The following is a 24,677-nucleotide window of genomic DNA, read 5'->3' as shown; positions in this document are numbered from 1 at the left end:
CATTTTTCTTTTTTTCTTTTAGTTTTTATTATTGCTTTGACAGGAGGAAGCGTTTTTACTGTGTGTTCCATAATCTTTTCATTTTTACATGAACTTGTACATGGAAAGGCAGCTAAATGCTTGGGTTATACTCCGGAAAAAATATCTATGGGATTATTCGGAGGTATTCTTCATGTCAGAGAAGAATTTATAAAGCCTAAACATGAGATTATAATTCATCTTTGCGGACCACTTTTTAATATTGCAGTTGCAACACTTTTTTATATAATTACTAATTATTATATATTTATGAGAATTGATTTCATAAGAAATTTATTTGTATCTATTCTTATTGCAAATCTTATATTAGGTATTTTTAACCTTATGCCATTTTATCCTTTAGATGGGGGTAAAATTATAAAACTTTATTTCGCGTTCTTTTTGGGGTATGGTAGAGCTGAAAAAATTTCTAGAAGTTTTTCACTTCTATTTGTATTTTTGCTTTTTATTTTAGGTATTTACTTGCTCCAATATAATTTATTCAATATAATTATATGTGCTTTAGCCATTAATCTTTATATTGCAAGAAGGCAAGAGAATAGTTTTATCTTTTATAAGGTTTCTAAAGATATAGAATCGGGTATAATATCCAATAAAAGTAAAATCGTAGTTTGTAAAGAAAATTTTCCTGCTATGAAAGTAATAGAAACATATAAACCATTGGAAAGAAGACTTTTTACAATAGTAAATGATAAAGGTAGTTATAAAGGACAACTATCTGAGGAAGAACTTCTTCAAGGTATATATGACTGCGGTGTTTATGCTGATTTTAATAAGCTATTAAAATCAAAGAAAAAAAGAAATGGAGAAAATCATTCATGACAGTAAATCATCAATTGGACAAGCTTTTAATGAAAATTGAAAAACCAGCTAGATATATAGGCGGTGAACTAAATTCTGTTAATAAAGATCTTGATAATATTTCTACAAGATTTGCATTTGCATTTCCTGACACATATGAAATAGGAATGTCCTATGTAGGTCTTCAAATTATATATCATTTATTAAATAAGATAGAATATGTATTTTGTGAAAGAGTTTTTGCTCCTGCTTTAGATATGGAAAAGCTTATGAGAGAAACAGGATTACCTTTATTTACATTAGAAAGCAAGAGTAAAATAAAAGATATGGATTTTTTAGCATTTACACTGCAATACGAATTGTCTTTTACAAATATTGTAAATATGATAGATTTAGCGCAAATTCCAGTTAAAAGTATTGAAAGAGATGAGAGTCATCCTTTTATCTGCGCCGGTGGTCCTTGTGCTTTTAACCCAGAGCCTCTTGCAGATATAGTTGACTTCTTTATGATAGGAGACGGTGAGGATGTCCTTGTTGAGCTCAGTAAAGCACATAAAGAATGGAAAGAATCAGGAGAAATAAAAGAGGAATTTTTAAAGAAAATAGTTAATATAAAGGGAATTTATGTGCCTAAATTTTATGAGCCTGTTTATAAAGAAGATGGTTCAATATTAGAAATAAAAAAAGTATATGATAAAGCACCTGATACAATTGAAAAGCAAATTGTTGATGACTTAAATAATGTGGACTATCCTGAGAGCACTATAGTTCCTCTTATTGAGGTTGTTCATGACAGGGCAGTTGTAGAAATTTTCAGAGGATGTACACGGGGTTGCCGTTTTTGCCAAGCAGGAATGATATACAGACCTGTAAGAGAACGCTCAAAGAATAAAATTAAAGCAATTGCGGAAAAACAATTACAAACTACAGGACATGATGAATTATCAATCCTTTCTTTATCAACTAGTGATTATTCAAAGATAGAGCCTCTTGTAACTGAGCTAATGGGAATGTGCAGGAATAATGATGTATCTTTATCATTACCTTCTTTAAGATTAGATTCTTTCTCTTTTAAGGTGCTGGAAGAAATCCAAGGGTATAAGAAATCTGGGCTTACTTTTGCACCTGAAGCAGGTACTCAGAGACTAAGAAATGTAATCAATAAATCGATAACAGATGAAAATATTTACAGTTCAGTTGAACAAGCTATTGAGTTAGGTTGGAATAATATTAAATTATATTTTATGATTGGATTACCCACTGAAACTGAAGAAGATTTAGATGGTATTGTAGATATTGCTAAAAATATAATAGAAATTAAGAAAAACTTAAAAGGAAAGAGCGGACGATTTAATGTAACTATAAGTGTTTCAAATTTTGTACCAAAAGCGCATACTCCTTTTCAATGGGTTGCACAAAATACTATAGAAGAATTTAATTATAAACATAATTATTTAAGAGAGAGATTAAGAGTTATAAAAGGTGTAACATTTAATTATCATAACAACAAAACAAGTCATTTAGAAGCAATATTTGCAAGGGGTGACAGAAGGGTTTCAAAATCAATTATTCAAGCTGCCAAATTAGGCTGTAAATTTGATGGATGGACTGAGCATTTTAAATATGATCTTTGGATGAAAGCTTTTGAAGATACTGGAATAGATATTAATTTTTATACTTCAGAAAAAAATTATAAAGATATTCTTCCTTGGGATCTTATTGATGCAGGATTTACTAAAGAATTTCTTATTTCAGAAAATGAAAAAGCAAAATCAGAAGTTCAAACCCGTGATTGCCGAAAAGGATGTGTTGGCTGTGGGATCAATCAAAAGACAACATGCTCACAGGAGGGAACATTATGAGATATTTTATAAAATTCTATAAAAAAGGTTATATGAGATATACTTCACATTTAGATATGTTAAGATTATTTAAACGTACTTTTAAAAGGTCAGGAATTAAACTTCAACATTCACATGGATTTAATCCTCATCCTAAAATGAGCTTTGCACAGCCTCTTTCTTTGGGTTATTACAGTATTGGAGAATATTTAGAATTTGAAACTATAGAAGATAAAGATGTAAAAGAAATAAAATTGAAAGTAAATTCTATTTTACCTGACGGCATTGGAATATTAGAATGTCATAGAATTACTAAAAATCTAAAATCAATGGCATCCATGGTTTCTTATGGTGAATATGATATTAAGGTTCCATATAATGAAAATGATTATTTAAAATATAAAATGACGGAGTTTTTAAGTCAAGAACATATAATTATTAATAAAATACAAAAGAAAAGTGGAAAAATAGTGGAAATTGATATTAAACCAATGATTTTAAACTTATCTCACAACAAAATTGACGATAACCATATTATGTTGACTTCAAAAATAAGCACAGGAAGTTTATCAAATTTAAGCCCAGAAAATTTACTTGGTGCTTTTTTGGATTTTTTTGAAATTAAAATAGAAAGATCAGACATAGATATAAAAAGAAACGAGCTATATTGTAGTGATAAAGAAAATTTAATTACATTAGCACAATATTTTAGTTAACAATAATATTGTTAATGATTAGTGTAAAAATTGTTGACTTTTACAATATATGGTAATAAAATATAGCTGATTGGAAAATATATAAGGGGAATTTCAGAATGTTTTTTCGAAAATAAGAGAGGTATAATATGAAAAAGCTTTTTGAACTCTTAAATAATATCCCCAATTTACAATTTAGACTAAATAAAAAATTTGCGTTAAAGGTAACTGCAGGAGTTGTTCTCTTTGTGGTTGCCTTTACTGTTTATTTAGGAAAAATAAAGATAAAAGATGATACAATTAGTATCAGTGAACCGATTCAAAATGAGAATTTGGAACTAGAAAATAAGCAGCCTGTAGAAACAACATCAAAGAGTGGTGTTATATATGTTGATATTACAGGAGCAGTAGTAAAACCTTCTGTAATAAAACTGCCTGAAGAAAGCCGAGTTTTTGAAGCTGTTGAATTGGCCGGAGGTATTACTTCGGAAGGCGAAACTAAATATATTAACCTTGCTGAAAAATTATCTGATGGAGAAAAAATTTATATTCCCACAAAAAAGGAGATAAAAGAAAAAGAAGAAGCAGAAACAGAGCAGCAAGACTTAATTAAAATTAACGGAGAATTTGAAAATAATGGAATAAATAAAAAATCTGATGATAATAAGCAATTAATAAATATTAACACAGCTGATTCTACGGTATTGCAGCAGCTTACAGGTATAGGACCGTCAACTGCTGAAAAAATAATATCTTATAGAGAGAGTAATGGTTTATTTAAAAAAATTGAAGATTTAAAAAATGTCAACGGTATAGGTGATAAAATTTTTGAAAAATTAAAGAATAACATATGCATAAATTGACAATACTAGCCATGAGGTGATGGTATGTTTAGTCAGAAAAAAAGCTTTTTTAGAGGCAAACTTTTTTATGTTTTTTTAATTGGAATTTTTATATTTGGTTATTGGATAAATCAAGGTTCAAATGATTTAAAGGATGCTGAGGGAATTAAAGCAGACAGTAAACAGCCTGTAGAAAATGTAGCAGAAAAGAACACAAAAGAAGATTATAAAAGTGATATTTTAGATAATATTATAGGGACAAAAAAAGATAAAAAAACAAATGTTTCAAATGTTAGCGAAGGAGCATTAGATAATGAAAATCTAATGGATGCAGAAGCTATTGAAAAAGAATGTAAAGATTATTATTTAGTTAAAGAAATAGATGGAAAAATTAAATTATTTTATTATGATAGCTTTGGAAACGAAAAATTAATAAGAACAACTAATATTGAATTTTCACTATTAAGCAAAGAAGATCAATTATTGTTTAAAAATGGTATTAAGAAAGATTCACAAGAAGAACTTAATGAATTATTACAGGATTTTGAGAGCTAGTGAGGAGTAAAATGAATAAGAAAAATATTAAAAAGGGGTCATATATAGTTTTGACCCTTATTATTGCACTATTTTTAGCTGGCGGAGGTTTATCTGCGGTTCATAATGATATTAATTTTTTTAAAGCTAATAAAAATGATTTAAAATCAGAAGATGTTACTATAAGTGTATTACCAGAAAAAAGATTAATACCTGGAGGTCATTCTGTGGGTGTTAAAATGGATGTAAAGGGAGTATTAATTGTTGGACTTGAAGAAATTGAAAATAAAAGTGGGAAAAAAATTAATCCGGGATTAAAAGCAGGTTTGCAAATTGGCGATAGTATTTTGGAAATTAATGGAACAAAAGTAAATAATGCAAATGAAGTCCAAAAAATAATTAATAAATTAAAAAAAGAAGTTAACTTGAAAATAAAGAGAAAAAGTGATATTATAAATGTCAATCTAACACCTGTTTTGTCAGCTGATGACAATTTGTATAAGCTTGGCATTTGGGTAAAGGATAAAACAGCCGGCATTGGTACTTTAACATTTTATGATCCTGATAATCAAACTTTTGGTGCTTTAGGACATGCTATAACTGATATTGAAACTGGTACAGTTCTTTCTGTAGCAGAGGGTGAATTATTAAATTCAAAAGTTGAATCAGTTAAACAAGGTAAAGCTGGAGTCCCCGGTGAAATAAGAGGAATTTTTTACGAAGCAGATTCACCTTTAGGAAAACTTTATAAGAATACAAATTTTGGAATTTTTGGTAAGACATATCACCAAATTGAAAATTCCTTGTATTCAACCCCATTAGCTGTAGGTTATCAAAGAGAAATAAAAAAAGGACCAGCATACATTTTAACAACTTTAGATGGAAACAAGATAGAAAAATATACTATTAATATTGAAAAAATTAATCGACAGTCGAAAGCTGAAACAAAAAGTATGGTAATTAAAGTTACTGATAAAAGACTATTAAAAAAGAGCGGAGGAATTGTACAAGGAATGAGTGGAAGCCCTATTATTCAAGGAAATAAAATAATAGGAGCGGTTACACATGTGTTTGTAAATGACCCACAAAAGGGCTATGGAATCTTTATTGAATGGATGTTGGATGAAGCAAAGGTCGAATAGTGTCAGAATATTTGAAAAAAAATTACTTGCAAAAATTCTGCAAATCTTTACAATAGTAGTTGTGGGAAATGATTATTCTTGTTATCTAATCTAAAAAAAAGTATTAAAAGAGAATTTAGGGGGGAAGTTATGATGTTGAAAAAAATAAAGGTGGGAATTGCTGACGATAATAAAGATTTTTGCGAAATTCTTAAAGATTTTTTTGAAGCTCAAGAAAATATCGAAATTGCATTTACTGTTTATGATGGAATTCAAACAGTAGATGCGGTTAGTCAAGAAGATGTGGATGTTCTTATTTTGGATATGATAATGCCACATTTAGACGGGCTTGGAGTATTAGAAAAAATTAACGGAATGAATCTGGAAGTAAGTCCAAAAGTTATAATGCTATCAGCTGTTGGCCAAGAATCCATAACTCAAAAAGCTATAAATTTAGGAGCAGAATATTATGTTGTAAAACCATTTGATTTGAATATTCTTGTAAAAAGAATCTATCAATTGGCAGGTTTAGAACAAGAAGGAAATCAGAATCAAAATCAAAATGCAGTGGCTACTATCAGATCTATAATTAGTGGAGAAGAAAATACTAAAAATGATTTAGAAGTAGACATTACTAATATAATTCATGAAGTGGGAGTTCCTGCACATATTAAAGGATATCAATATTTAAGGAATGCCATAACAATGGTAGTTGAAGATATGGATTTACTTAGTGCAGTTACAAAAGAGCTTTATCCAGCAATTGCTAAAATGAATAATACAACACCCAGCAGAGTAGAAAGAGCAATCAGACATGCTATAGAAGTTGCATGGAACAGAGGAAAAATAGAAACCATAAACAATTTATTTGGTTATACTGTACATAACGACAAAGGTAAACCTACAAACAGTGAGTTTATAGCAATTATTGCAGATAAGCTTAGATTAGAAAGAAAAGTAAGTTAAAATTAGAATAGGAAAAAATTATGTTACCAAAGGAAAAATTAGATAGAATAAATGAATTGGCAAAAAAATCGAAAGAAAAATCACTTACTACTGAAGAAAAACAAGAACAACATAAATTAAGAAATGAATATTTGATAAAATTTAGAGAACATTTTAAAGGACATTTAGATCGAATTAAGTTTGTAGAAGATGAAGATGTCGAAAAAAATAAGAAAGAAAATTAAATATTTATTAATATAAACAGCGAGATTTACAAATTTCTCGCTGTTTTTAATTTATAGTATTTATATAGAATAAAAAGAGGGGGACAAGTTTTTGTATAAGTATTATAAATTAATTATGATTCCGGCAATAATAGTTATAGTTGGAGTTGTTTTTTCAGGTTTTAGTGTTCAAACTCATGAAAAAACTGTAAGTGATTTATTAGAAGAAAGGACAAGCGTATTACAAAATGCTTATTATTGTAATATGGATAAAGAAAAAGTTGTTAAATTATTAAAAAAAATTGAGACATATCCTTTACTCAGCAAAGATATTGACGCATTACAGTCTATAGAAGATGGATGTCAGATAGATGTTGTAAAATCTATGGATATCAAAACTATTGAAAGGAATGTGAAAATGTTTAATTTTATATCATTTGATGTGGATATTGATTGGAGTATGAGCGGACTGTCAGGAGATTATCTTACAGATGGTCAATATTCTGTAGTTATCAAGTCAGAAGGACGTAATTATAAGCTTTCGGAATTTAATTTGGAATAGCTTTCCCAGTAAAATAGTAGGAATTTTTTATTTTTCTAAAAATAACTGTTTATCTTTGAAAAAAAATTGGTATAATAGAATAGTATTAAAAATAATAATGAAAGCTGAGAGGAGAGCAATAAATGCGACGAGTTTATTTAGACTATTCAGCAACCACACCAGTAAAGAAAATAGTTTTAGATGAGATGATTCCTTATTTCACTGAGAAATTCGGTAATCCGTCAAGCTTATATGAGTTAGGTGCAAGTGCCAAGACGGATTTAAATATATCAAGAGAAAAAGTGGCCAAGCTTATAGGAGCTTCAGAACGCGAAATATATTTTACATCTTGTGGAACAGAAGCTGATAACTGGGCTGTCATTGGCAGTGCCAGATTGAAAAAGAAATATGGTAATCATATTATTACGACAAAAATTGAACATCACGCAATATTACATTCTTGTGAGTATTTAGAGAAAAATGGATATGAAGTAACATATATTGGTGTCGATGAAAAGGGAATAGTTAATTTAAAGGAATTAGAAGATGCTATTACATCGAATACTATTCTTATAAGTATTATGTTCGCAAATAATGAAATCGGAACTATTCAACCTATTAAAGAAATTGGTGAAATTGCTAAAAAACATAATATCCTTTTTCATACTGATGCTGTCCAAGCAGTTGGAAATGTTGATATAAATGTAAAAGAATTAGGAGTAGATATGTTATCTATGTCTGCTCATAAGATTTATGGTCCAAAGGGAATAGGTGCGCTTTATATTAGAAAAGGCTTAATTTTGCCTAGTTACATGAATGGCGGTGCACAAGAAAACAAGAGAAGAGCAGGAACTGAGAATTTAGCAGGTATTGTTGGATTTGGCAAAGCTGCAGAATTGGCAAAAGAAGGATTAGATGAGCATATAAAAAAAATTACTTCTTTACGAAACTATTTTATTAAAGAAGTATTAGATAAGATTCCTAATGTTTATGTAAATGGAGATTTGGAAAAGAGATTGCCCGGAAATGCTAATTTGACTTTTGAATTCATTGAAGGAGAAGCTTTACTTTTATATTTGGATATGAATGGTATTTCTGTTTCAACTGGTTCAGCATGTTCTTCAGCATCTTTAGTACCTTCACATGTATTAGATGCTATAGGTATTCCTGTTGAAAAAATTCATGGTTCACTCAGATTCTCCATAGGTGATTTTACGACTAAAGAAGACCTTGATTATACAGTTGAAGTATTAATAAAAGTAGTTGATAAACTACGTAGCATTTCGTCAGTTTCTAATGAGAAAGGTTGGTAGATTTAAACATGGCAATGTATAATGATAAAGTAATGGACCATTTTATGAATCCTCATAATGTTGGTGAAATTGAAAATGCTGATGGAATAGGTACTTACGGAAGTCCTATTTGCGGTGATATGATGAAAATTTCACTTAAGATTGAAGATGATAAAATAGTTGATGCAAAATTTAAAACATTTGGATGTGGTTCGGCAATTGCATCTTCTAGTGTAGCAACAGATATGATTATTGGTAAATCAGTGGAAGAAGCTTTAGCTTTGACAAACAAAGATGTTCTTGATGAATTAGGTGGATTACCTGCAATTAAAGAGCACTGTTCTGTACTTGCTGATCATGCAATAAGATCTGCTGTATATGATTATGCACAAAAAACGGGTAAAACATATAAAGGTCTTGAAGGGTTTGATCCCAATGAAGATGAACATGAGCATGAACATGGATGTCAAATAGAGGAATAAAAATATGCATGATTTGCAGAAAAATAATAAAGTTTTGCTAGGTTTAAGCGGCGGTGTAGATAGCACGGCCGCTGCCTTATTATTACAAAAAGAAGGATTTGAGGTTACAGGTCTTTTTTTTGATGTTTTAGGTGATCAGTCAGAAGCAAAAGAAAAAGCCCAGAATGCAGCGAAAGAATTAAATATTGATTTTATTTATACAGATGTTTCAAAAGAATTTGAATGTAATATAATTGAATATTTTTGTAATTCTTATTTAGTAGGTGAAACGCCTAATCCTTGTGTAAAATGTAACCCAACTATTAAGTTTAAGACCTTATTAGAAGAAGCTGACCGTCTTGGAATATATTATATTGCAACAGGTCATTATGCACAGATTTTTTATGATGCTGAAATAAAAAAGTATTTTGTTAAAAAAGGTGATAATGAAAAGAAAGATCAATCTTATATGATATATAGACTAAATCAAAGTATTTTAAGTAGATTATTATTGCCACTTGGAACAGTTAATAATAAAGAAATAACAAGAGATTTAGTTCGTGAAAAAGGCATTAATAATGCAGATACTAAGGATAGTCAAGAAATTTGTTTTATTAATGATAATAATTATGTTAATTTTATAAAAAACAGAAAAAGTTTTAATGAAGTTAACAAAATAGGCAATTTTATTGACAAAGAAGGGAAAATTTTAGGAAAACATCAAGGTTTGGTTAATTATACAATTGGACAAAGAAAAGGTCTTGGAATTACATTCGGAAAACCAATTTTTGTAATATCTATGGATAAGGAAAATAATACTGTAACACTTGGAGATAATGAAGAGCTATTTACAAATAATGTAATTTCAAATAACAATTTTTTTATTGTTTCACAAGAAGGGAACAGTAATTTACCTATGAGATATAAAGGAAAAAAGATCATAGCTAAAATTCGCTATTCCGCAAAGCCTGCCAAAGCTGTTTTACATGGATTATCAGACGGAAAAATACAAACAACATTTGATGAAGTACAAAGAGCTGTAACTCCCGGACAATCTATTGTTTTTTATGAAAATAATATTGTAATCGGTGGAGGAGTTATTTGTTATTAATAATAAAATATGAAAATATAAGAGGTAGAAGTGGAACCAGAAAAAGAAATAACAATAGCTAATAGTATGAGAAAAATTTATTTCATGGATGAAATAAATAAGATATCTGTTATGGAAAGTAAAGATGTAATTAATATTATTAGAAATACTTTAAAATTAGTAGATGAACGTTTAATGGATCATGGTGGGAGAGTTGCATATATATTATATAATATGTTAAAACATTCTAACAAATATAATGAGCAAGAAAAAAACAATATTTGTATTTTAGGTATTTTTCATGACATAGGGGCTTATAAAACTGATGAAATTGATAAACTTCTTAAATTTGAAACTAATAATATTTTGGACCATTCAATTTACGGCTATTTATTTTTAAAGTATCTTACTCCATTTGGGAAAATGTCTGAAGCTATTTTATATCATCATATGGAGTATGTAAAATTTAATCAAATCAATTCAGATTATAAAGATATAGCACTTTTAATAAATTTAGCAGATAGAATTGATATTTTATTACAAAATCATAGAGATAATTTTAAAACGAGTGAAATAACTATACATAGTGCTTTGAAATTTGACCCATTACATATTGAAATGTTCGAAAAATGTTATAAAGAAACTAATCTTAAAGCGGAATTATTAAATGGAGAATACGAAAATAAATTACAAAATTTTTTAACAAATATTCAGTTTACTAATGAAGAAATAAATTCGTATTTGATTATGTTGATTTTTTCAATAGATTTTAGGAGTGTAAATACAGTAACGCATACTATTGATACGATTTGTGTAAGTATGGAGATTGCCAGACTCCTAAATTATAATAAAAAAGAATTGGCATACATATATTATGGTTCTATGCTGCATGATATAGGCAAAATTGCAATCCCCATGAATATAGTGGAATATCCCGGAAAATTAAATAATAATGCAATGACTATAATGAAAACACATATTGATATTACAAGAGAAATTATTGAAGGAATTATTGATCAGGACATATGTGATATTGCAGTACGTCATCATGAAAAATTAGATGGAACAGGTTATCCTGATGGGCTAAAAGGAGAAAATTTGACGGAAAGTCAAAGAATTGTGGCTGTAGCAGATATTGTCAGTGCTTTAAATGGAAAAAGAAGTTATAAAGAGCCATTTTCTCCGGAGAAAACAATTTCTATAATAAAGCAAATGAGAGATGGTGGAAAATTATGTCCTAAAATATGTAATTTAGTAATTTGTAATTATGATGAAATAATAAATAGAGTAAGGATGGTAAGTAATCAAATAACACCAATTTATTTAAATATTGCACAAGAGTATAAACACTTAAATTCTAATTTCCCAGTAAAGTAAATTCAATTTAATATAAAAACTTTATAAAATAACTTATATTTACATAATAAAAAAACAGCTGTCTGTAATATAAAATGATTTACAAGGCAGTTGTTTTTATTCATAGTAAAATTATAACATAATAATTGCTCGTACAGGACATTTTGGAGCGCAATATCCGCAATTAAGACAAATTTCATAATTTATTTCAGCAAGTCCGTCTGAATTCCTGTAAATAGCTTTATTTGGACATCTTTTAATACATGCTCCACAACCTTCACAAGTGCTAAGATCAATTGTTATTTTTTTATTTGAAATGTCAGGAATATAATTGGGATCAATAGTATTTTCAGCATATTCTATAATTCTATCAATTTCTTCTTTATAGCCAAAGCCTATCATCATTGATGAAATTCCTTCTAAGTTTTTAACATAATTAAGAGCCTCTAAATAATGGCCTGTTAAATTTCCTCCTCCGAAAACTTTCATTGCAAAAACTCCAATATTTGAAATAGCAGCTTTCTTTATGGCAGCAGACATTTCCTCTTTTGTACCAGCTTCTGCTCCTTTTCTTATGCCTAAACTTTGAAAATTAATAAGAGGAAAAAGTACATCCATTTCTTTTATTGAAGAGATTTTCTCAGCCACATCAATATGATGGGTAGAAACGCCAATAGCTTTAACAAGACCTTTGGCTTTTGCTTCTTGTAAATATTCCCATGCTCCGGCTCTGTTTTCAAAATCAGGATCACTTCTAACTTCATGTAAAAGAAAAATATCAATAACATCACGATCCATTTCTTTTCTTGCTTCTTCTATAGCAAATTTCATATCCTCATATCCTGGGTCAAGACATTTGGACGCAATAATAGGATCAAAATTTGTACCTTTTAATGCTTTTTTTATATATGGATAAGTTTCATAGTATTGAGCTGTATCGAGAAAATTTATTCCTTTTTCCAAAGCATATCTTAATACATCAGAGCCATCTTCAAGACTTAAGTTTAGTTGGGTATTTCCCATAGTTAAAACCCCAAAACCTATTGGCGTTACCTCTAAACCTGTTTTCCCTAAAATATTTTTTTTCATATTTTAATTCTCCTAAATATAAATGTTAAATTATTTAATATAAATACGATTTTATAACTTATAAAAAATATCATATCATAATTTTTCTAATTAGTGGGCAAAATAAAAACATTAAATAAGTATAATTTTTAGTTATAAGAAAAGGAGAAAAGTACTATGAAATGTAGAAATGTTTTTTCGTGTGCATTGGGATTAGGACTTGCCGGAGGATTGGTAGGTTATTATGCTTATATGAATATGCCTCCAAGCAATCAGAAAAAACTCAGAAAATCTATTAATAGAGCAACTGATGATATGGCAAATGTAGCTGAAGATATTGGTCAAACCATTAGAAATATGAGATAGTATTTAAATAAAAGCGCTGATGCGCTTTTATTATTTTATTAATTATTATTTTTAGAACAATATTAGCAATTTATCTTAAATTTAGATTGTCAACTTCAATATGACAAATAAATCTTTGATTTCTTTTTATATATAAAAACTAGAAAGACTTGTAAAAATATGATATAATTTTTAAATTAGTGTAATAATATATTGTCTTTTTTTATTGAATAATTTAGATTTTGTATGAATTAAGATGTTACATATATAATTAATAATTATTAGGAGGTTTACGATATATGGAGCAATTAGGGCTAAATCAGTTAAGAAGTATGTTTCAGGAGTTTTATAAAAGCAAAGGACATTATGCAAAAAAGAGTTTTTCTTTAGTTCCAGAGAAAGACAAGAGCTTACTTATAATAAATTCTGGAATGGCTCCTCTGAAACCATATTTTGCAGGATTAGAAACGCCGCCAAGCAAAAGAATGACAACTTGTCAAAAATGTATCAGAACAGGTGATATAGAAAATGTAGGATATACAGCAAGACATGGTACTTTTTTTGAAATGCTTGGAAGCTTCTCCTTTGGAGACTATTTTAAAGAAGAATCTATAACTTGGGGTTGGGAATTTATAACTGAAGTACTCAAAATGCCAGTAGAAAAAATATGGGCAAGTGTTTATGAAGAAGATAATGAAGCTGTAGAAATCTGGAAAAATAAAATCGGTTTACCTGAAGAACGAATTGTTCCTCTTGGTAAAGATGATAATTTTTGGGAAATAGGTATAGGCCCATGCGGACCATGTTCTGAAATATATTTTGACAGAGGTGAAAAGTATGGATGCGATAATCCTGATTGTAAACCTGGTTGTGAATGTGATAGATATGTAGAATTTTGGAATCATGTATTCACACAATTCAATAAAGATGAAAATGGGAATTATACTCCATTAGCACATCCAAATATTGACACTGGTATGGGTCTTGAACGTTTAGCATGTATCATGCAGAATGTAGATTCTATATTTGACGTAGATACAATTAAATATATTTTAGATGAAGTTGTGAACCTATGTAAAGTAAAGTATGAAAGAGGAAAGGCAAAAACCGATATCTCCATTAGAATTATAACAGATCACATTCGTTCAGTTACTTTTATGATTGCTGATGGTATTATGCCGAGCAATGAGGGAAGGGGATATGTTCTAAGAAGATTATTAAGAAGAGCAGCAAGACATGGAAAATTGTTAGGAATTGAAGGCTCATTTCTTGCTGAATTATCAAAGAAAGTAATTGAAATATCAGGCTTAGCTTATCCTGAATTGGAAGAAAAGAAAGATTATATTTATAAAATTTTAAGTATAGAAGAGGAAAAATTCAGTTCTACAATAGATCAAGGAACAATTATATTAAATGATTTTGTTGAAGAGTTGAAATTAAATAAATCAAATATATTAAGCGGTGAACAAGCTTTTAAGCTTTATGATACTTATGGTTTTCCTGTAGAGTTAACGCAGGAGATATTAGAAGAAAATCATTGCTCTGTGGACATGGATGGATTTAATGAACATATGGCGAAGCAAAAGGAATTGGCGCGTTCTGCAAGGAAATCAGATACAGATGCAGGTTGGTCTGATGAATTTTTAGATTTAGATGAAGATTCAAAAACTCAATTTATTGGTTATAATAATTTACAAAGTCAAAGTACAGTAAAGTCTATCTTTGTAGACAAACAGTCTAGAGATAAAATTATAGAAGGAGACTCAGCTATTGTAATTTTGGATAAAACACCATTTTATGCGGAAAGTGGTGGACAGGCTTCAGATACTGGTGTAATTTATAATGATAATTGCAGGCTAGGAGTGAGTTCTGTTTCTAAATTAAAAGGTTTATTTCTTCATAAAGTAAAAGTAATATCTGGTGAATTAAATATAGGGAATGAAGTTACAGGAGCTGTTGATAAAATAAATAGAAATAATACTGCAAGAAATCATACTGCAACTCATATTCTTCATAAAGCCTTAAGGCAAGTCCTTGGGAAACATATTGAACAAGCAGGATCTAATGTAACCTCAGATTCATTAAGATTTGATTTTTCACATTTTGAAGCTATATCAAAGGAAAATTTAGAAAAAGTCGAGACGATTGTGAATGAAAAAATTTCTGAATTTTTACCTGTAAAAGTAGAAGAAATGAAAATAGCAGATGCTCTTAATAAAGGAGTTACAGCATTATTTGGAGAAAAATACGGTGATATTGTAAGAGTTGTTTCTGTTGGTGAATATAGTTTAGAACTGTGCGGAGGAACACACGTTGATAACTCAGGACAGATTGGTGCTTTCAAGATTATCAGTGAAAACGGTGTAGCTGCTGGGGTTAGAAGAATTGAAGCAGTAACAGCTATGGGATTATATAAAAAATCAAATGAAAATGAGCAGATAATTCAATCAGCTGGGGATAGTTTAAAAACTAATACAGCAGGTATTCTGACGAAAATAAATAATTTAATAGATGAAGCTAAAGCATATAAAAAAGAATTGGAAGAATTTAAGAAAAAGTCTATGACTAATTCACTTGATAAGATATATGAAGAAGCATTAGAGATTAATGGAGTAAAATTAATAACAAAGAAATTTAATGATTACTCCATCAATGATTTAAGAAATCTTTCAGATGATATTAAAAATAATAATAAAGGAATTATAATTGTTTTTGCTACTGTAAATGATGGTAAAGTTACATTTATGGCATCTATTACAGATGATTTATTGGAAAAAGGTTATCATGCAGGTAATATGATTAAAAAAATTGCAGCAGCAGCCGGTGGTGGTGGCGGCGGAAAAGCCGATATGGCTCAGGCAGGAGGAAAAGATCCTTCTAAAATAGATGATGCCTTTAATGTAGCTAAATCATTATTGTAATATAATTGTAATATTATATTGTTATTGTTACAACAATGTTAAAATTTTAATATGCCCTTGTTTACACTACAATTGTTTTGTTATAATAAACAACATAGGAAAGTAGGTGAGAAGGATGGACAGAAATACTATATTGTTTAACAGTTCAGAAGTGGATCAACGTAACACAACTGAAGATATTTTAAGGTTGGTCTATGATGCTTTAGAAGAAAAAGGCTATAATGCCATTGATCAAATGGTTGGATATATTTTGTCCGGAGACCCTTCTTATATTACAGGTCATAATAATGCAAGGAATGTTATAAGACATATAGAGAGGGATGACTTGGTTGAAGAATTGCTAAGGTCATTTTTAAAAAAATAATAATCTAAAAGCGAACTTTTGGTTCGCTTTTATTTTTCTATTAAAAAATAAATTTAAGTTTACTTTTAATTCTATAATTTACTTAAACAGAAAAGGAAGAGGTTGAAATAAAAATGAAGATAATAGCATTGGATGTTGGTGATAAAACAATTGGAGTTGCACTTAGTGATGAATTATTAATAACAGCACAAGGGTTAATGACCATTAGTCGCATAGGAATCAGAAAAGATTGTGATAAAGTAATAAATCTTGTAAAAGAACATAATTGTACAACTATTGTAATTGGACTTCCTAAAAATTTAAATGGTACAGATAGTATACAAACTGAAAAAGTTTATGAGTTTAAAGAAATGCTGGAAAATAAAATGCGCAGTACAGGAATTACAAATGTGGGTATAATTTATCAAGATGAAAGATTTACTACAGTAATGGCGGAAAAAGTTTTAATTGCAGCTGATATCAGCAGAAAAAAGAGAAAAGACGTAATTGATAAACAGGCTGCTGTTATTATATTACAAAGCTATTTGGATAGAGTAAATAAAAAATAAAAAGACGTTGTAGGAGATTGTTATGAATGTTTTTAAAAAAGTTTCAATTTTCATTTTAAAATATTATAAAAATTTATTAAAACTTATTTTTGCTTTTGTGCTAATTTTATTAATTCTACTTGAAGGTAAAAGTCAAATTCAAAGCATACATATTACTTCTACATTACATATTATACGTTTAATTCCAATACAATATATTATTTTATTTTTAATATTAGGGATTATTGCTTCTGTTTCCATGGTTTTATATGATGTGTTTGGATTGAAGGAATTTAAATACGAAATTGAAAAGAAGTATCTTTTTAGTATATCTTTTGTAGCTAATTCTTTGAATACGTTACTTGGATTAGGGGGATTAACGGGAGCATCTGTAAAAACTTTATTATTAAAAAAACATAATATTGAGTTGAAAGAAATGCTTTTTTATAATGGTGTTATAATGACATCGTCAATTACAGGATTATGTTTTTTCTCTATTTTTACTTTGATTAATTTTCATAATACTTATTTGCAAATTAATCAACATAAATGGTTATTGATTTTTTTAGTAGGTTTTAGCTTTTATTTTATATTCTATTTTTTCATGGAAAAAATTATAAAACAATTAAAACAATGGGCAGTTACTTTTGGTATATCAAGACTTATAAAATTGAAGTTTAAATTGGCAGTCGTTTCTATAATAGAGTGGGGATTAGCTAGTGTTCTTTTCTTTACTATAACTACATATTTCCATAGTGATTTGAATTTTATTAATGTAATTTCAGTTTTTGTTATATCATCCATAACAGGTATAGTAAGTTTTTTGCCTGGTGGAATTGGATCTTTTGATTTGATTGCAATTATTGGGCTGCAAAATATGGGCTTAACCCCCAATGAAGCATTAAGTGTTGTTATTCTATATCGTATTTTTTATTATTTTACTCCTTCAGCTCTTGCGATTATAGTATTTTCGTTACAAGTACTTAAGAAAGCAGAAGAGAAGGGTTACGTAATTAAATCTAATGTATATGGACAATTTGTTGCAACTACCATGACTATTATTGTAATTACTTGTGGTATTGTTCTTTTAATTTCAGCATTAACACCAAGCTTGATTACAAGGAGTAAATTGATTTCAGATATTATTTCTATTCCATTTTTACAATATTCACGAAGTTTTTCTATTGCAATTGGATTAATGCTTATAATTACTTCAAAAGAGATTTTTAATCGTGTAAAACGATCTTATTATGTGGCAATGACTTTGTTATTAGCCGGAGGCATTTTTACTTTTATTAAAGGACTTGATGTAGAAGAATTAATCTTTATAGTAATATCTATGGCTATTATGCGTTTGTCAAAGACTAATTTTTATCGTGAAAGTATCATTATAAAGCCAAGTCATTTAATAACTATTGCACTTAGTGTATTTATACTTTTAATAGCATATCTAAAAGTAAGTCACATATTGTTTTCGGATTATATAAACAGATTTCATTATCCTCATATTATATTTCATAATATCAATGCATTTATACATTCTGGCATAATTGTTTATTCAATTTTTTTGATATTTATTATTGTATGGTATTTTAAACGTAAAAGAATTGAAAATGATTTGCGTTTTGAAAATATGGAATCTGAAAGGCTAAATTTATTTTTGAAAAAATATAAAGGGCATCATCTAAGCCATTTGATTTATCTTGGTGATAAGAATTTATTTTGGGCTGTTGATAATCAAGTTCTGATTGCTTATTCGATATATTCAAATAAAGCGATTGTTTTAGGAGATCCAGTGGGTGAAAACTCTTTTTTATCTGATGGTATTCAAGAATTTCAAAGATTTATGGATAGTTATGGTTACCGTGTAGTATTTTATGAAGTTAATGAAAGTAATTTATCAATGTATCATGACAATGGTTATTATTTCTTTAAGCAGGGAGAAGAGGCAATTGTGAATTTACAAAAATTTGAAATGATAGGTTCTAATCGAAGGAATTTTAGAAATATAGTAAAACGCTTTGAAAGAGACGGATATGGTTTTGAAGTTTTAGAACCTCCTTTTAATAATGACTTCTTGGATGAATTAGAGGGCATTTCTTTAGAGTGGCTAGGGAAACGAAAGGAAATGGGCTTTTCTGTAGGGTGGTTTGACAGATCATATTTACAGAAAGCTCCTATAGCAATTGTAAAGAATATATCGGAAAATAAAATTATTGCATTTGTTTCTTTAATGTGCCAAGAACAAGTAAAGGATAATGTTGGTATTGATTTAATGAGATTTAGAAATGAGGTACCTAATTCAACAATGGATTTTATTTTTATCAAATCACTTATTTATTTTAAGGAAAAAGGATATAAATATTTTAGTTTGGGAGTTGCACCGCTGTCTAAAGTTGGATATGCTCCACAATCGCACAGAGTTGAAAAAATGGCTAATTTTGTTTCTAAACATGGAATGAAGATTTATAGTTTCGAAGGATTAAGAAAGTTTAAAGATAAATTCGATCCCAATTGGGAGCCAAGATACTTAGCTTATCCGCAGTTGATTTTTTTACCGGCATTATTTTTGGAACTTTCATTACTTGTAAATAAAAATAAAAAGGGCGTTAAAAATTAATTCATAAGTTAAACTAGTATTTAAAATCAAAAATAATTGATAACTTATTATATAAATAGTAAAAAATTTAAGTAATAAAGGCCGCTAGTAGAGGATGAGCAAGCTTTTAATTGGGAATATAACTATTCCTAAAATCTAACTTTTCGGAATAGTTACTAAAGTTTTTTGCATAATAAAACCCCTTGAGGCTTTATTTCCAGCTTTTTTGTCTTTTTCATGTAAATTCTTGTTTTATTAATATATATTATTTATTATTAGATATATAATTTTTATTCTATATCATTTATACTTTTCTTTTCTGTTATTTTTCTAAATTACTTCTTTTAATGTTTAATGATTATATATTTATTGCACTTTAGCTTTGATTTTTAATGAAAAATTATTTTTTATTTACATCTTCCTTATATTTAACTTTTATCTTACTTTTTAGCTATTTTTAATAAAATAATTATAAATTGGCTAAAAATCAATCAATTTTAACGTTTTAAAAATATGAGGCTTTATTTTGCGTTTTAAGCGATTTTTTTTAAAAAGTAATATAAAACATCGTTAATGTTAAGCGATCAATCTACAACTTATTAAAAACATGCATATATGCATGTAAGAAATCTAAATTGTATTGTATTTAATTGAGAAACTATTTTTTCTAAAAATAATTAGTTTATTATATATTAAATTAAAAAATAAATTTGTGTGATTAATTAATATATGTATACGTTTTTATGTATTATTTACGACTATAATATTGTGGTATAGTAATAATAAAAATGTGGAGTTAAAATTTAATTTAATTCCACATTTTTATTATTATATTTAATTGAACTCTTAATTGAGTGATAAATTGATTATAGATATATTATGATTTATCTTGAACTCTATAAATTATCCTCTTTAAACCATCGGAAAAGACCTATTAACATGCCTATAATTATTATTAAAAATGGCACGGATAAACAGATACAAACAGTTTTGATTGCGCTGAAAGGACCGTTTGCAAACATTATGCTTAATGGTACTAAAGCTAATACAAGACACCAAAGTAATCTGAATTTAGGATTAGGATTACCATTTTCGTCCAACTGTTTTGAGGCTGCAACTGCTAATGTAAATGATGCTGAATCAAGTGAAGTTGCCAAAAATCCTATGGTTGCTATTGTAAATATTATAGGAATAAGTATACCTCCAGGTAAAGTTCCTAATAATTCCATAACACCTGCCTGACCTGATTCTGCTTGTGATAATGCAAATTTCCCTGAAAGCTCAGCTTCTAATCCAAAGCTTCCGTTGATTCCAAACATAATCCAAGTTCCAGCACTTATACCAACAAGGCATGTAATAATTAATTCTCTTAAAGTTCTGCCTTTAGATATTTTTGTTATAAAAATTCCCATAAGCGCTGCATAATTTAATGCTAATGTAAATAAGAAAATAGTATTTGCTTCAGGGAATCCAGAATTACCAATAGGGTCTGTATATAAACTCATATCAATATAATTACTAAACATTTTTCCTACTGAATAAGTGGTATTTTTAATGATAAAGCTTGTTGGTCCTGCTATAAATATGAAAGCTATCATAATTATGGCAATATACATGGTTAAATCACTAAGTCTTTTCATTCCTTTATTTATTCCAATAACAGATGTGATGGAAAATACGATGGCAATTATTATAAGAACAATTACGTTTGTGGTAAATCCTGTTGAGATACCAAAGACTTTTCCTAATCCAGCAGTTATGAGTGGTACACCTACACCAAGAGATACGCCCATACCTCCTACTATACTTAATATCGTAAGGGCATCTATTATTTTACCTAGCTGTTTCTTGTATTTGAAATTACCCATCATTGCTTCACAAGTAGCTCCTATTCTCAAAACAGGAACCTTTCTTATATAATAAGCATAAGACAGAGAAACTGCAGTTAGTACAAACACAACTTGTACTGAAAATCCCCAGTGAAAAAATGCATATGATAATGATTGTTCAGCAGCTTCTTTGCTGTATGCTTGTATTCCAAATGCTGGTTCAGCATAATAATAAGACCATTCTATAAAAGAGTAAAATACAGCTGTTGCTGCAAGTGCAGCACACATCATCATACCTATATAACTAAAGAGAGAATATTCTGGTTTACCTTCACCTAGTTTAATTCTGCCATGTTTACTTAGTGCTAAATATAAGGTGATAAACAGACCTATAAATACAAACCAAAGAATGGGAACTCCCACGATTGCTGTTACGTAATCAAAGGTTTTACTTACTACAGCTAAAGTTGCATCTGGTTTTGTGCACATTACAAGCACAAACGCAAAGACAAGAACTATACATACTATTGAAATAGGCTTATTGGCTATTGCTTTGCGTGAAATGTTTTCTTTAACATTCTCCATAAATTGCCCTCCTCTTTAGGTGCATATTATTTTCTTCTTTTTTCATTCATTAAATACATGATATCCTGAGCTATTGCTGCTCCTGCAATGGCTGTAATATTACTTGGATCTTTATCTGGTAATACTTCAACTAAATCTGCTGCAACAACATTTATTCCTCTAAGATTAAATAATACTTTTCTTACATGGTCTGATGAAGGTCCGCCGATAACAGGTGTACCTGTTCCTGGAGCTGCTGCAGGATCAAGAGCATCAATATCAAATGTTAAATATACTGGCATATCTCCTACAATTTCTTTAATCTTATCTGCTAAATCTTTTGGATCCATACTTATAGCATCCATAGAATGGAATACATTATATCCACATTCTGTCATTTCTGTTCTAATATATACTTGTGCTGAATGTGTTGGATCGATACATCCTTCTGCTTGTAAATCATATGCAAAATTTGCATGTGAAATATTATGATCTTCACTTGGAGTACTATCCTGATGTGAATCAAAATGAAGAAGTGCCAGCTTTCCAAATTTTTCACTTGCTGCTCTTACCGGACCATAAGGGATTGTATGATCTCCGCCGATAGTCATAAGGCTACAGCCTGCATCTAATATTTTTTTAGCATTTTTATATGAGTCCTCTACCATAAATTCTGTACTCTTAGCGCCTACCCAATAGCCTACATCTCCGTAATCCACTACTTTAGCTTCTTCAGATAATTTGTAATCCCATGGATATTTAAAACAGCATGCGATTAAACTTTGTTCTCTCACAGCTCTAGGAGCAAATCTTGCACCTGGTCTAAAAGTTACTCCGCTGTCAAAAGGAATTCCCATAACAACAATGTCTGCTCCTTCAATATCCTGTGTTACTTTTGCATGATTCCAACTTGCGATTCCTGCATAATGCAAATGTTCTTGAACTTCATACTTCATTTTTATATCCTCCATTTTTTAATAGATAATAACTACTTATAATTAGTACATCGCAATTATTATGCCAATTTTGAAAACTCTTAATTATCAAGCTCTTTATTGATTTTAACATTTTTTATGATAATATTAAAAATGATATTTATTCATTAATGAATAAATATCTTAAATATATTGAATTTTTCAGCATCTTTTATTTATTCAAATGTAAATAACATTATTCATATTTGAATAATGTTATCGTTAATTACATATAAATTCTCTATTTGTTGTTATATTAATAATTATTTTTAAATATAATTTGGTATTATAACAGTCTGACCAGGATAAATATTATTTGCAGTTATATTATTGATTTTACATATTTCAAAGACAACTTTTCTAAGATCATCTTGTGTTGAATTAAATTTTGATGCAATTTCCCATAAAGTATCACCTGATTGAATTTGAATTTCAGTATAATTAGTTTTACTGAAATTTTCTGATGAATTATTCACTAATTTTGTGGATAAGCTTATCACTAGAATTAATATAAATAATACAAATATAAAAAGCCTTCCCTTTGATACAATTTTATATCTCTTTTTTAATTTAAACATTATAATACCTCCGCTTGTTCTCCGCAAAGAACGTTTGTTTATATGATTATAATAACAGAATATATGTTCGATGTAAAGAGAAAAATAAAACATTTGTTCTTATGCTGCGATTTTTAAAATTTGTATTAATATTAATTCTTTTATTGAAAATAATAACGATTAGAGATTATAACTATAAAAATAGTAAATATTTAAATTTATAAAAGAAATTATATGAAGAGAATTTTTGTTTTATATTTATAAGAAATATTTAATATGTTTAAAAATGAATTCTTTTCTATTCTTTATTTCATATTTAAAAAAATCTAAAATAAATTATATTAAAAAAATTGGCAGTTAATATTTTAATCTGCCAATTTTATATTATTTTATTATTTTTCTATTTTGACTTTATAAGTTTTTCGTAAGCCACATCAGTATAGTTAATTAACTTATGTCTGTTTAAAATTCCTAAGATAAATGCAATCACAGCTAAAATTCCCAATATAATTAATCCTAAATAACTGCCATTATGAAACATACTTCCCATCATTATAGTTGTCATTAAAGCTGGTGTTCTGCCGACAAGGGAAAGTATTAAAAATGGTTTGATTTTTATTTCGGAAACACCGGCTGCATAAGTAACTAAATCTTTTGGAAAACCGGGAATAACAAAAAGTACAAATAATATTATATAAGCTTTTTTACTGTTTAATAAGTTCACAAAGCGATTTATTTTTTCTTCACCAAATATTACGTGCATAGCATCTTTACCTAATAATCTTGATAGATAAAAAGTAAGTGTAGTACCTATTATTATTCCAATAAATGAATACAAAAATCCAAACCAAAATGTATATGCATATCCTGCTGCAAATTGAAGTATTTGGCCGGGTATAACTGATACTATAAGCTGTAATATTTGAAGTCCGATATAGACATATATACTGGCTGTTTTGTATTTTGCTAAAAAAGCATTTACCCCATCCAATGTTTTGAATTGTTGTATATACTCTGGGAATAAAAAATAAATAATAGTAGGAATTCCTATTATTATACCTAATAATATTAATAATTTAACAATAGAAAATGTTTTTTTTACTTTATTTTTTTTATTATAAATTTTTTTCATAAAATTCCTTCTTTA

General features: G+C 28.5%; 23 protein-coding genes. 18 read left to right on the top strand and 5 right to left on the bottom strand.

Going from position 1 to position 24,677, the window contains the following annotated elements; translation table 11 throughout:
* Positions 1–60 precede the first annotated feature (60 nt).
* The 13 genes from K292_RS0103085 to K292_RS0103025 all read left to right on the top strand — a co-directional run bounded on the left by K292_RS0103085 (position 61) and on the right by K292_RS0103025 (position 11,803).
* A complete protein-coding gene (locus K292_RS0103085) occupies positions 61–861 on the top strand; it encodes a site-2 protease family protein (RefSeq protein WP_156900451.1) in 801 nt (266 codons plus the stop codon).
* Positions 858–2,702 carry a TIGR03960 family B12-binding radical SAM protein gene (locus tag K292_RS0103080; protein ID WP_027398607.1) on the top strand — a complete coding sequence of 615 codons (1,845 nt, stop codon included), beginning with the start codon at positions 858–860 and terminating at the stop codon, positions 2,700–2,702. Before K292_RS0103085 ends, K292_RS0103080 begins: the two co-directional genes overlap by 4 nt.
* The gene (locus K292_RS0103075; protein ID WP_051280216.1) at positions 2,699–3,397 is read left to right on the top strand and encodes a TIGR03936 family radical SAM-associated protein; all 699 of its coding nucleotides are present in this window, start codon (positions 2,699–2,701) and stop codon (positions 3,395–3,397) included. Before K292_RS0103080 ends, K292_RS0103075 begins: the two co-directional genes overlap by 4 nt.
* Before the next feature lie 128 nt (positions 3,398–3,525).
* Positions 3,526–4,239, top strand: a complete 714-nt coding sequence (locus K292_RS15775; protein WP_051280214.1) for a helix-hairpin-helix domain-containing protein — start codon at positions 3,526–3,528, stop codon at positions 4,237–4,239.
* A 24-nt stretch (positions 4,240–4,263) separates the two neighbouring features.
* A complete protein-coding gene (locus tag K292_RS0103065; protein WP_027398605.1) occupies positions 4,264–4,773 on the top strand; it encodes a hypothetical protein in 510 nt (169 codons plus the stop codon).
* 11 nt (positions 4,774–4,784) lie between these two features.
* Positions 4,785–5,894 carry a SpoIVB peptidase gene (gene spoIVB, locus K292_RS15770; protein WP_084145876.1) on the top strand — a complete coding sequence of 370 codons (1,110 nt, stop codon included), beginning with the start codon at positions 4,785–4,787 and terminating at the stop codon, positions 5,892–5,894.
* A 132-nt stretch (positions 5,895–6,026) separates the two neighbouring features.
* Complete coding sequence (spo0A, locus tag K292_RS0103055) at positions 6,027–6,839, top strand: sporulation transcription factor Spo0A (RefSeq protein WP_334290769.1); 813 nt, start codon at positions 6,027–6,029, stop codon at positions 6,837–6,839.
* 20 nt (positions 6,840–6,859) lie between these two features.
* On the top strand, positions 6,860–7,063 hold the full coding sequence (locus tag K292_RS0103050; RefSeq protein ID WP_027398603.1) for a DUF896 domain-containing protein: 204 nt from the start codon (positions 6,860–6,862) through the stop codon (positions 7,061–7,063).
* Between the two features lie 91 nt (positions 7,064–7,154).
* Entirely contained in the window at positions 7,155–7,604 is a 450-nt protein-coding gene (locus K292_RS0103045) for a hypothetical protein (RefSeq protein WP_027398602.1), read from the top strand.
* Positions 7,605–7,726: 122 nt separating this feature from the next.
* Entirely contained in the window at positions 7,727–8,896 is a 1,170-nt protein-coding gene (gene nifS / locus K292_RS0103040) for a cysteine desulfurase NifS (RefSeq protein ID WP_027398601.1), read from the top strand.
* Positions 8,897–8,904: 8 nt separating this feature from the next.
* Positions 8,905–9,357 carry a Fe-S cluster assembly scaffold protein NifU gene (gene nifU / locus K292_RS0103035; protein ID WP_084145880.1) on the top strand — a complete coding sequence of 151 codons (453 nt, stop codon included), beginning with the start codon at positions 8,905–8,907 and terminating at the stop codon, positions 9,355–9,357.
* Between the two features lie 4 nt (positions 9,358–9,361).
* Complete coding sequence (gene mnmA, locus K292_RS0103030) at positions 9,362–10,447, top strand: tRNA 2-thiouridine(34) synthase MnmA (RefSeq protein WP_037372285.1); 1,086 nt, start codon at positions 9,362–9,364, stop codon at positions 10,445–10,447.
* 30 nt (positions 10,448–10,477) lie between these two features.
* Positions 10,478–11,803 (top strand): HD-GYP domain-containing protein, encoded by a 1,326-nt coding sequence (locus K292_RS0103025; protein ID WP_051280212.1) that lies wholly within the window; start codon positions 10,478–10,480, stop codon positions 11,801–11,803.
* Between the two features lie 111 nt (positions 11,804–11,914).
* Here K292_RS0103025 and K292_RS0103020 read toward each other — a convergent pair whose 3' ends face one another.
* A complete protein-coding gene (locus K292_RS0103020) occupies positions 11,915–12,871 on the bottom strand; it encodes an aldo/keto reductase (protein ID WP_027398597.1) in 957 nt (318 codons plus the stop codon).
* Positions 12,872–13,027: 156 nt separating this feature from the next.
* On the opposite strand from K292_RS0103020, the gene K292_RS0103015 reads away from it, so the two are divergent.
* The 5 genes from K292_RS0103015 to mprF all read left to right on the top strand — a co-directional run bounded on the left by K292_RS0103015 (position 13,028) and on the right by mprF (position 19,627).
* Positions 13,028–13,216 (top strand): hypothetical protein, encoded by a 189-nt coding sequence (locus K292_RS0103015; RefSeq protein WP_027398596.1) that lies wholly within the window; start codon positions 13,028–13,030, stop codon positions 13,214–13,216.
* Positions 13,217–13,494: 278 nt separating this feature from the next.
* Positions 13,495–16,116 carry an alanine--tRNA ligase gene (gene alaS / locus K292_RS0103010; protein WP_027398595.1) on the top strand — a complete coding sequence of 874 codons (2,622 nt, stop codon included), beginning with the start codon at positions 13,495–13,497 and terminating at the stop codon, positions 16,114–16,116.
* A gap of 115 nt (positions 16,117–16,231) precedes the next feature.
* Positions 16,232–16,480 carry an IreB family regulatory phosphoprotein gene (locus tag K292_RS0103005; protein ID WP_051280210.1) on the top strand — a complete coding sequence of 83 codons (249 nt, stop codon included), beginning with the start codon at positions 16,232–16,234 and terminating at the stop codon, positions 16,478–16,480.
* 113 nt (positions 16,481–16,593) lie between these two features.
* Positions 16,594–17,028 (top strand): Holliday junction resolvase RuvX, encoded by a 435-nt coding sequence (gene ruvX, locus K292_RS0103000; protein WP_027398593.1) that lies wholly within the window; start codon positions 16,594–16,596, stop codon positions 17,026–17,028.
* A gap of 22 nt (positions 17,029–17,050) precedes the next feature.
* Positions 17,051–19,627: a bifunctional lysylphosphatidylglycerol flippase/synthetase MprF gene (mprF, locus tag K292_RS0102995; protein WP_027398592.1), complete on the top strand. Its 2,577-nt coding sequence runs from the start codon at positions 17,051–17,053 to the stop codon at positions 19,625–19,627.
* A gap of 875 nt (positions 19,628–20,502) precedes the next feature.
* Here mprF and K292_RS15765 read toward each other — a convergent pair.
* The 4 genes from K292_RS15765 to K292_RS15760 all read right to left on the bottom strand — a co-directional run bounded on the left by K292_RS15765 (position 20,503) and on the right by K292_RS15760 (position 24,662).
* Complete coding sequence (locus tag K292_RS15765) at positions 20,503–22,020, bottom strand: BCCT family transporter (protein WP_051280208.1); 1,518 nt, start codon at positions 22,018–22,020, stop codon at positions 20,503–20,505.
* Between the two features lie 26 nt (positions 22,021–22,046).
* Positions 22,047–22,955, bottom strand: a complete 909-nt coding sequence (gene speB / locus K292_RS0102985) for an agmatinase (protein WP_027398591.1) — start codon at positions 22,953–22,955, stop codon at positions 22,047–22,049.
* 287 nt (positions 22,956–23,242) lie between these two features.
* On the bottom strand, positions 23,243–23,551 hold the full coding sequence (gene yneA, locus K292_RS0102980; protein ID WP_051280206.1) for a cell division suppressor protein YneA: 309 nt from the start codon (positions 23,549–23,551) through the stop codon (positions 23,243–23,245).
* 379 nt (positions 23,552–23,930) lie between these two features.
* A complete protein-coding gene (locus K292_RS15760) occupies positions 23,931–24,662 on the bottom strand; it encodes a TVP38/TMEM64 family protein (protein ID WP_051280204.1) in 732 nt (243 codons plus the stop codon).
* Between the last annotated feature and the right edge of the window lie 15 nt (positions 24,663–24,677).

The organism is Anaerovorax odorimutans DSM 5092 (genome assembly GCF_000426305.1).
Lineage (GTDB): Bacteria > Bacillota > Clostridia > Peptostreptococcales > Anaerovoracaceae > Anaerovorax > Anaerovorax odorimutans.
This window is presented reverse-complemented; position numbering and strand designations above follow the sequence as displayed.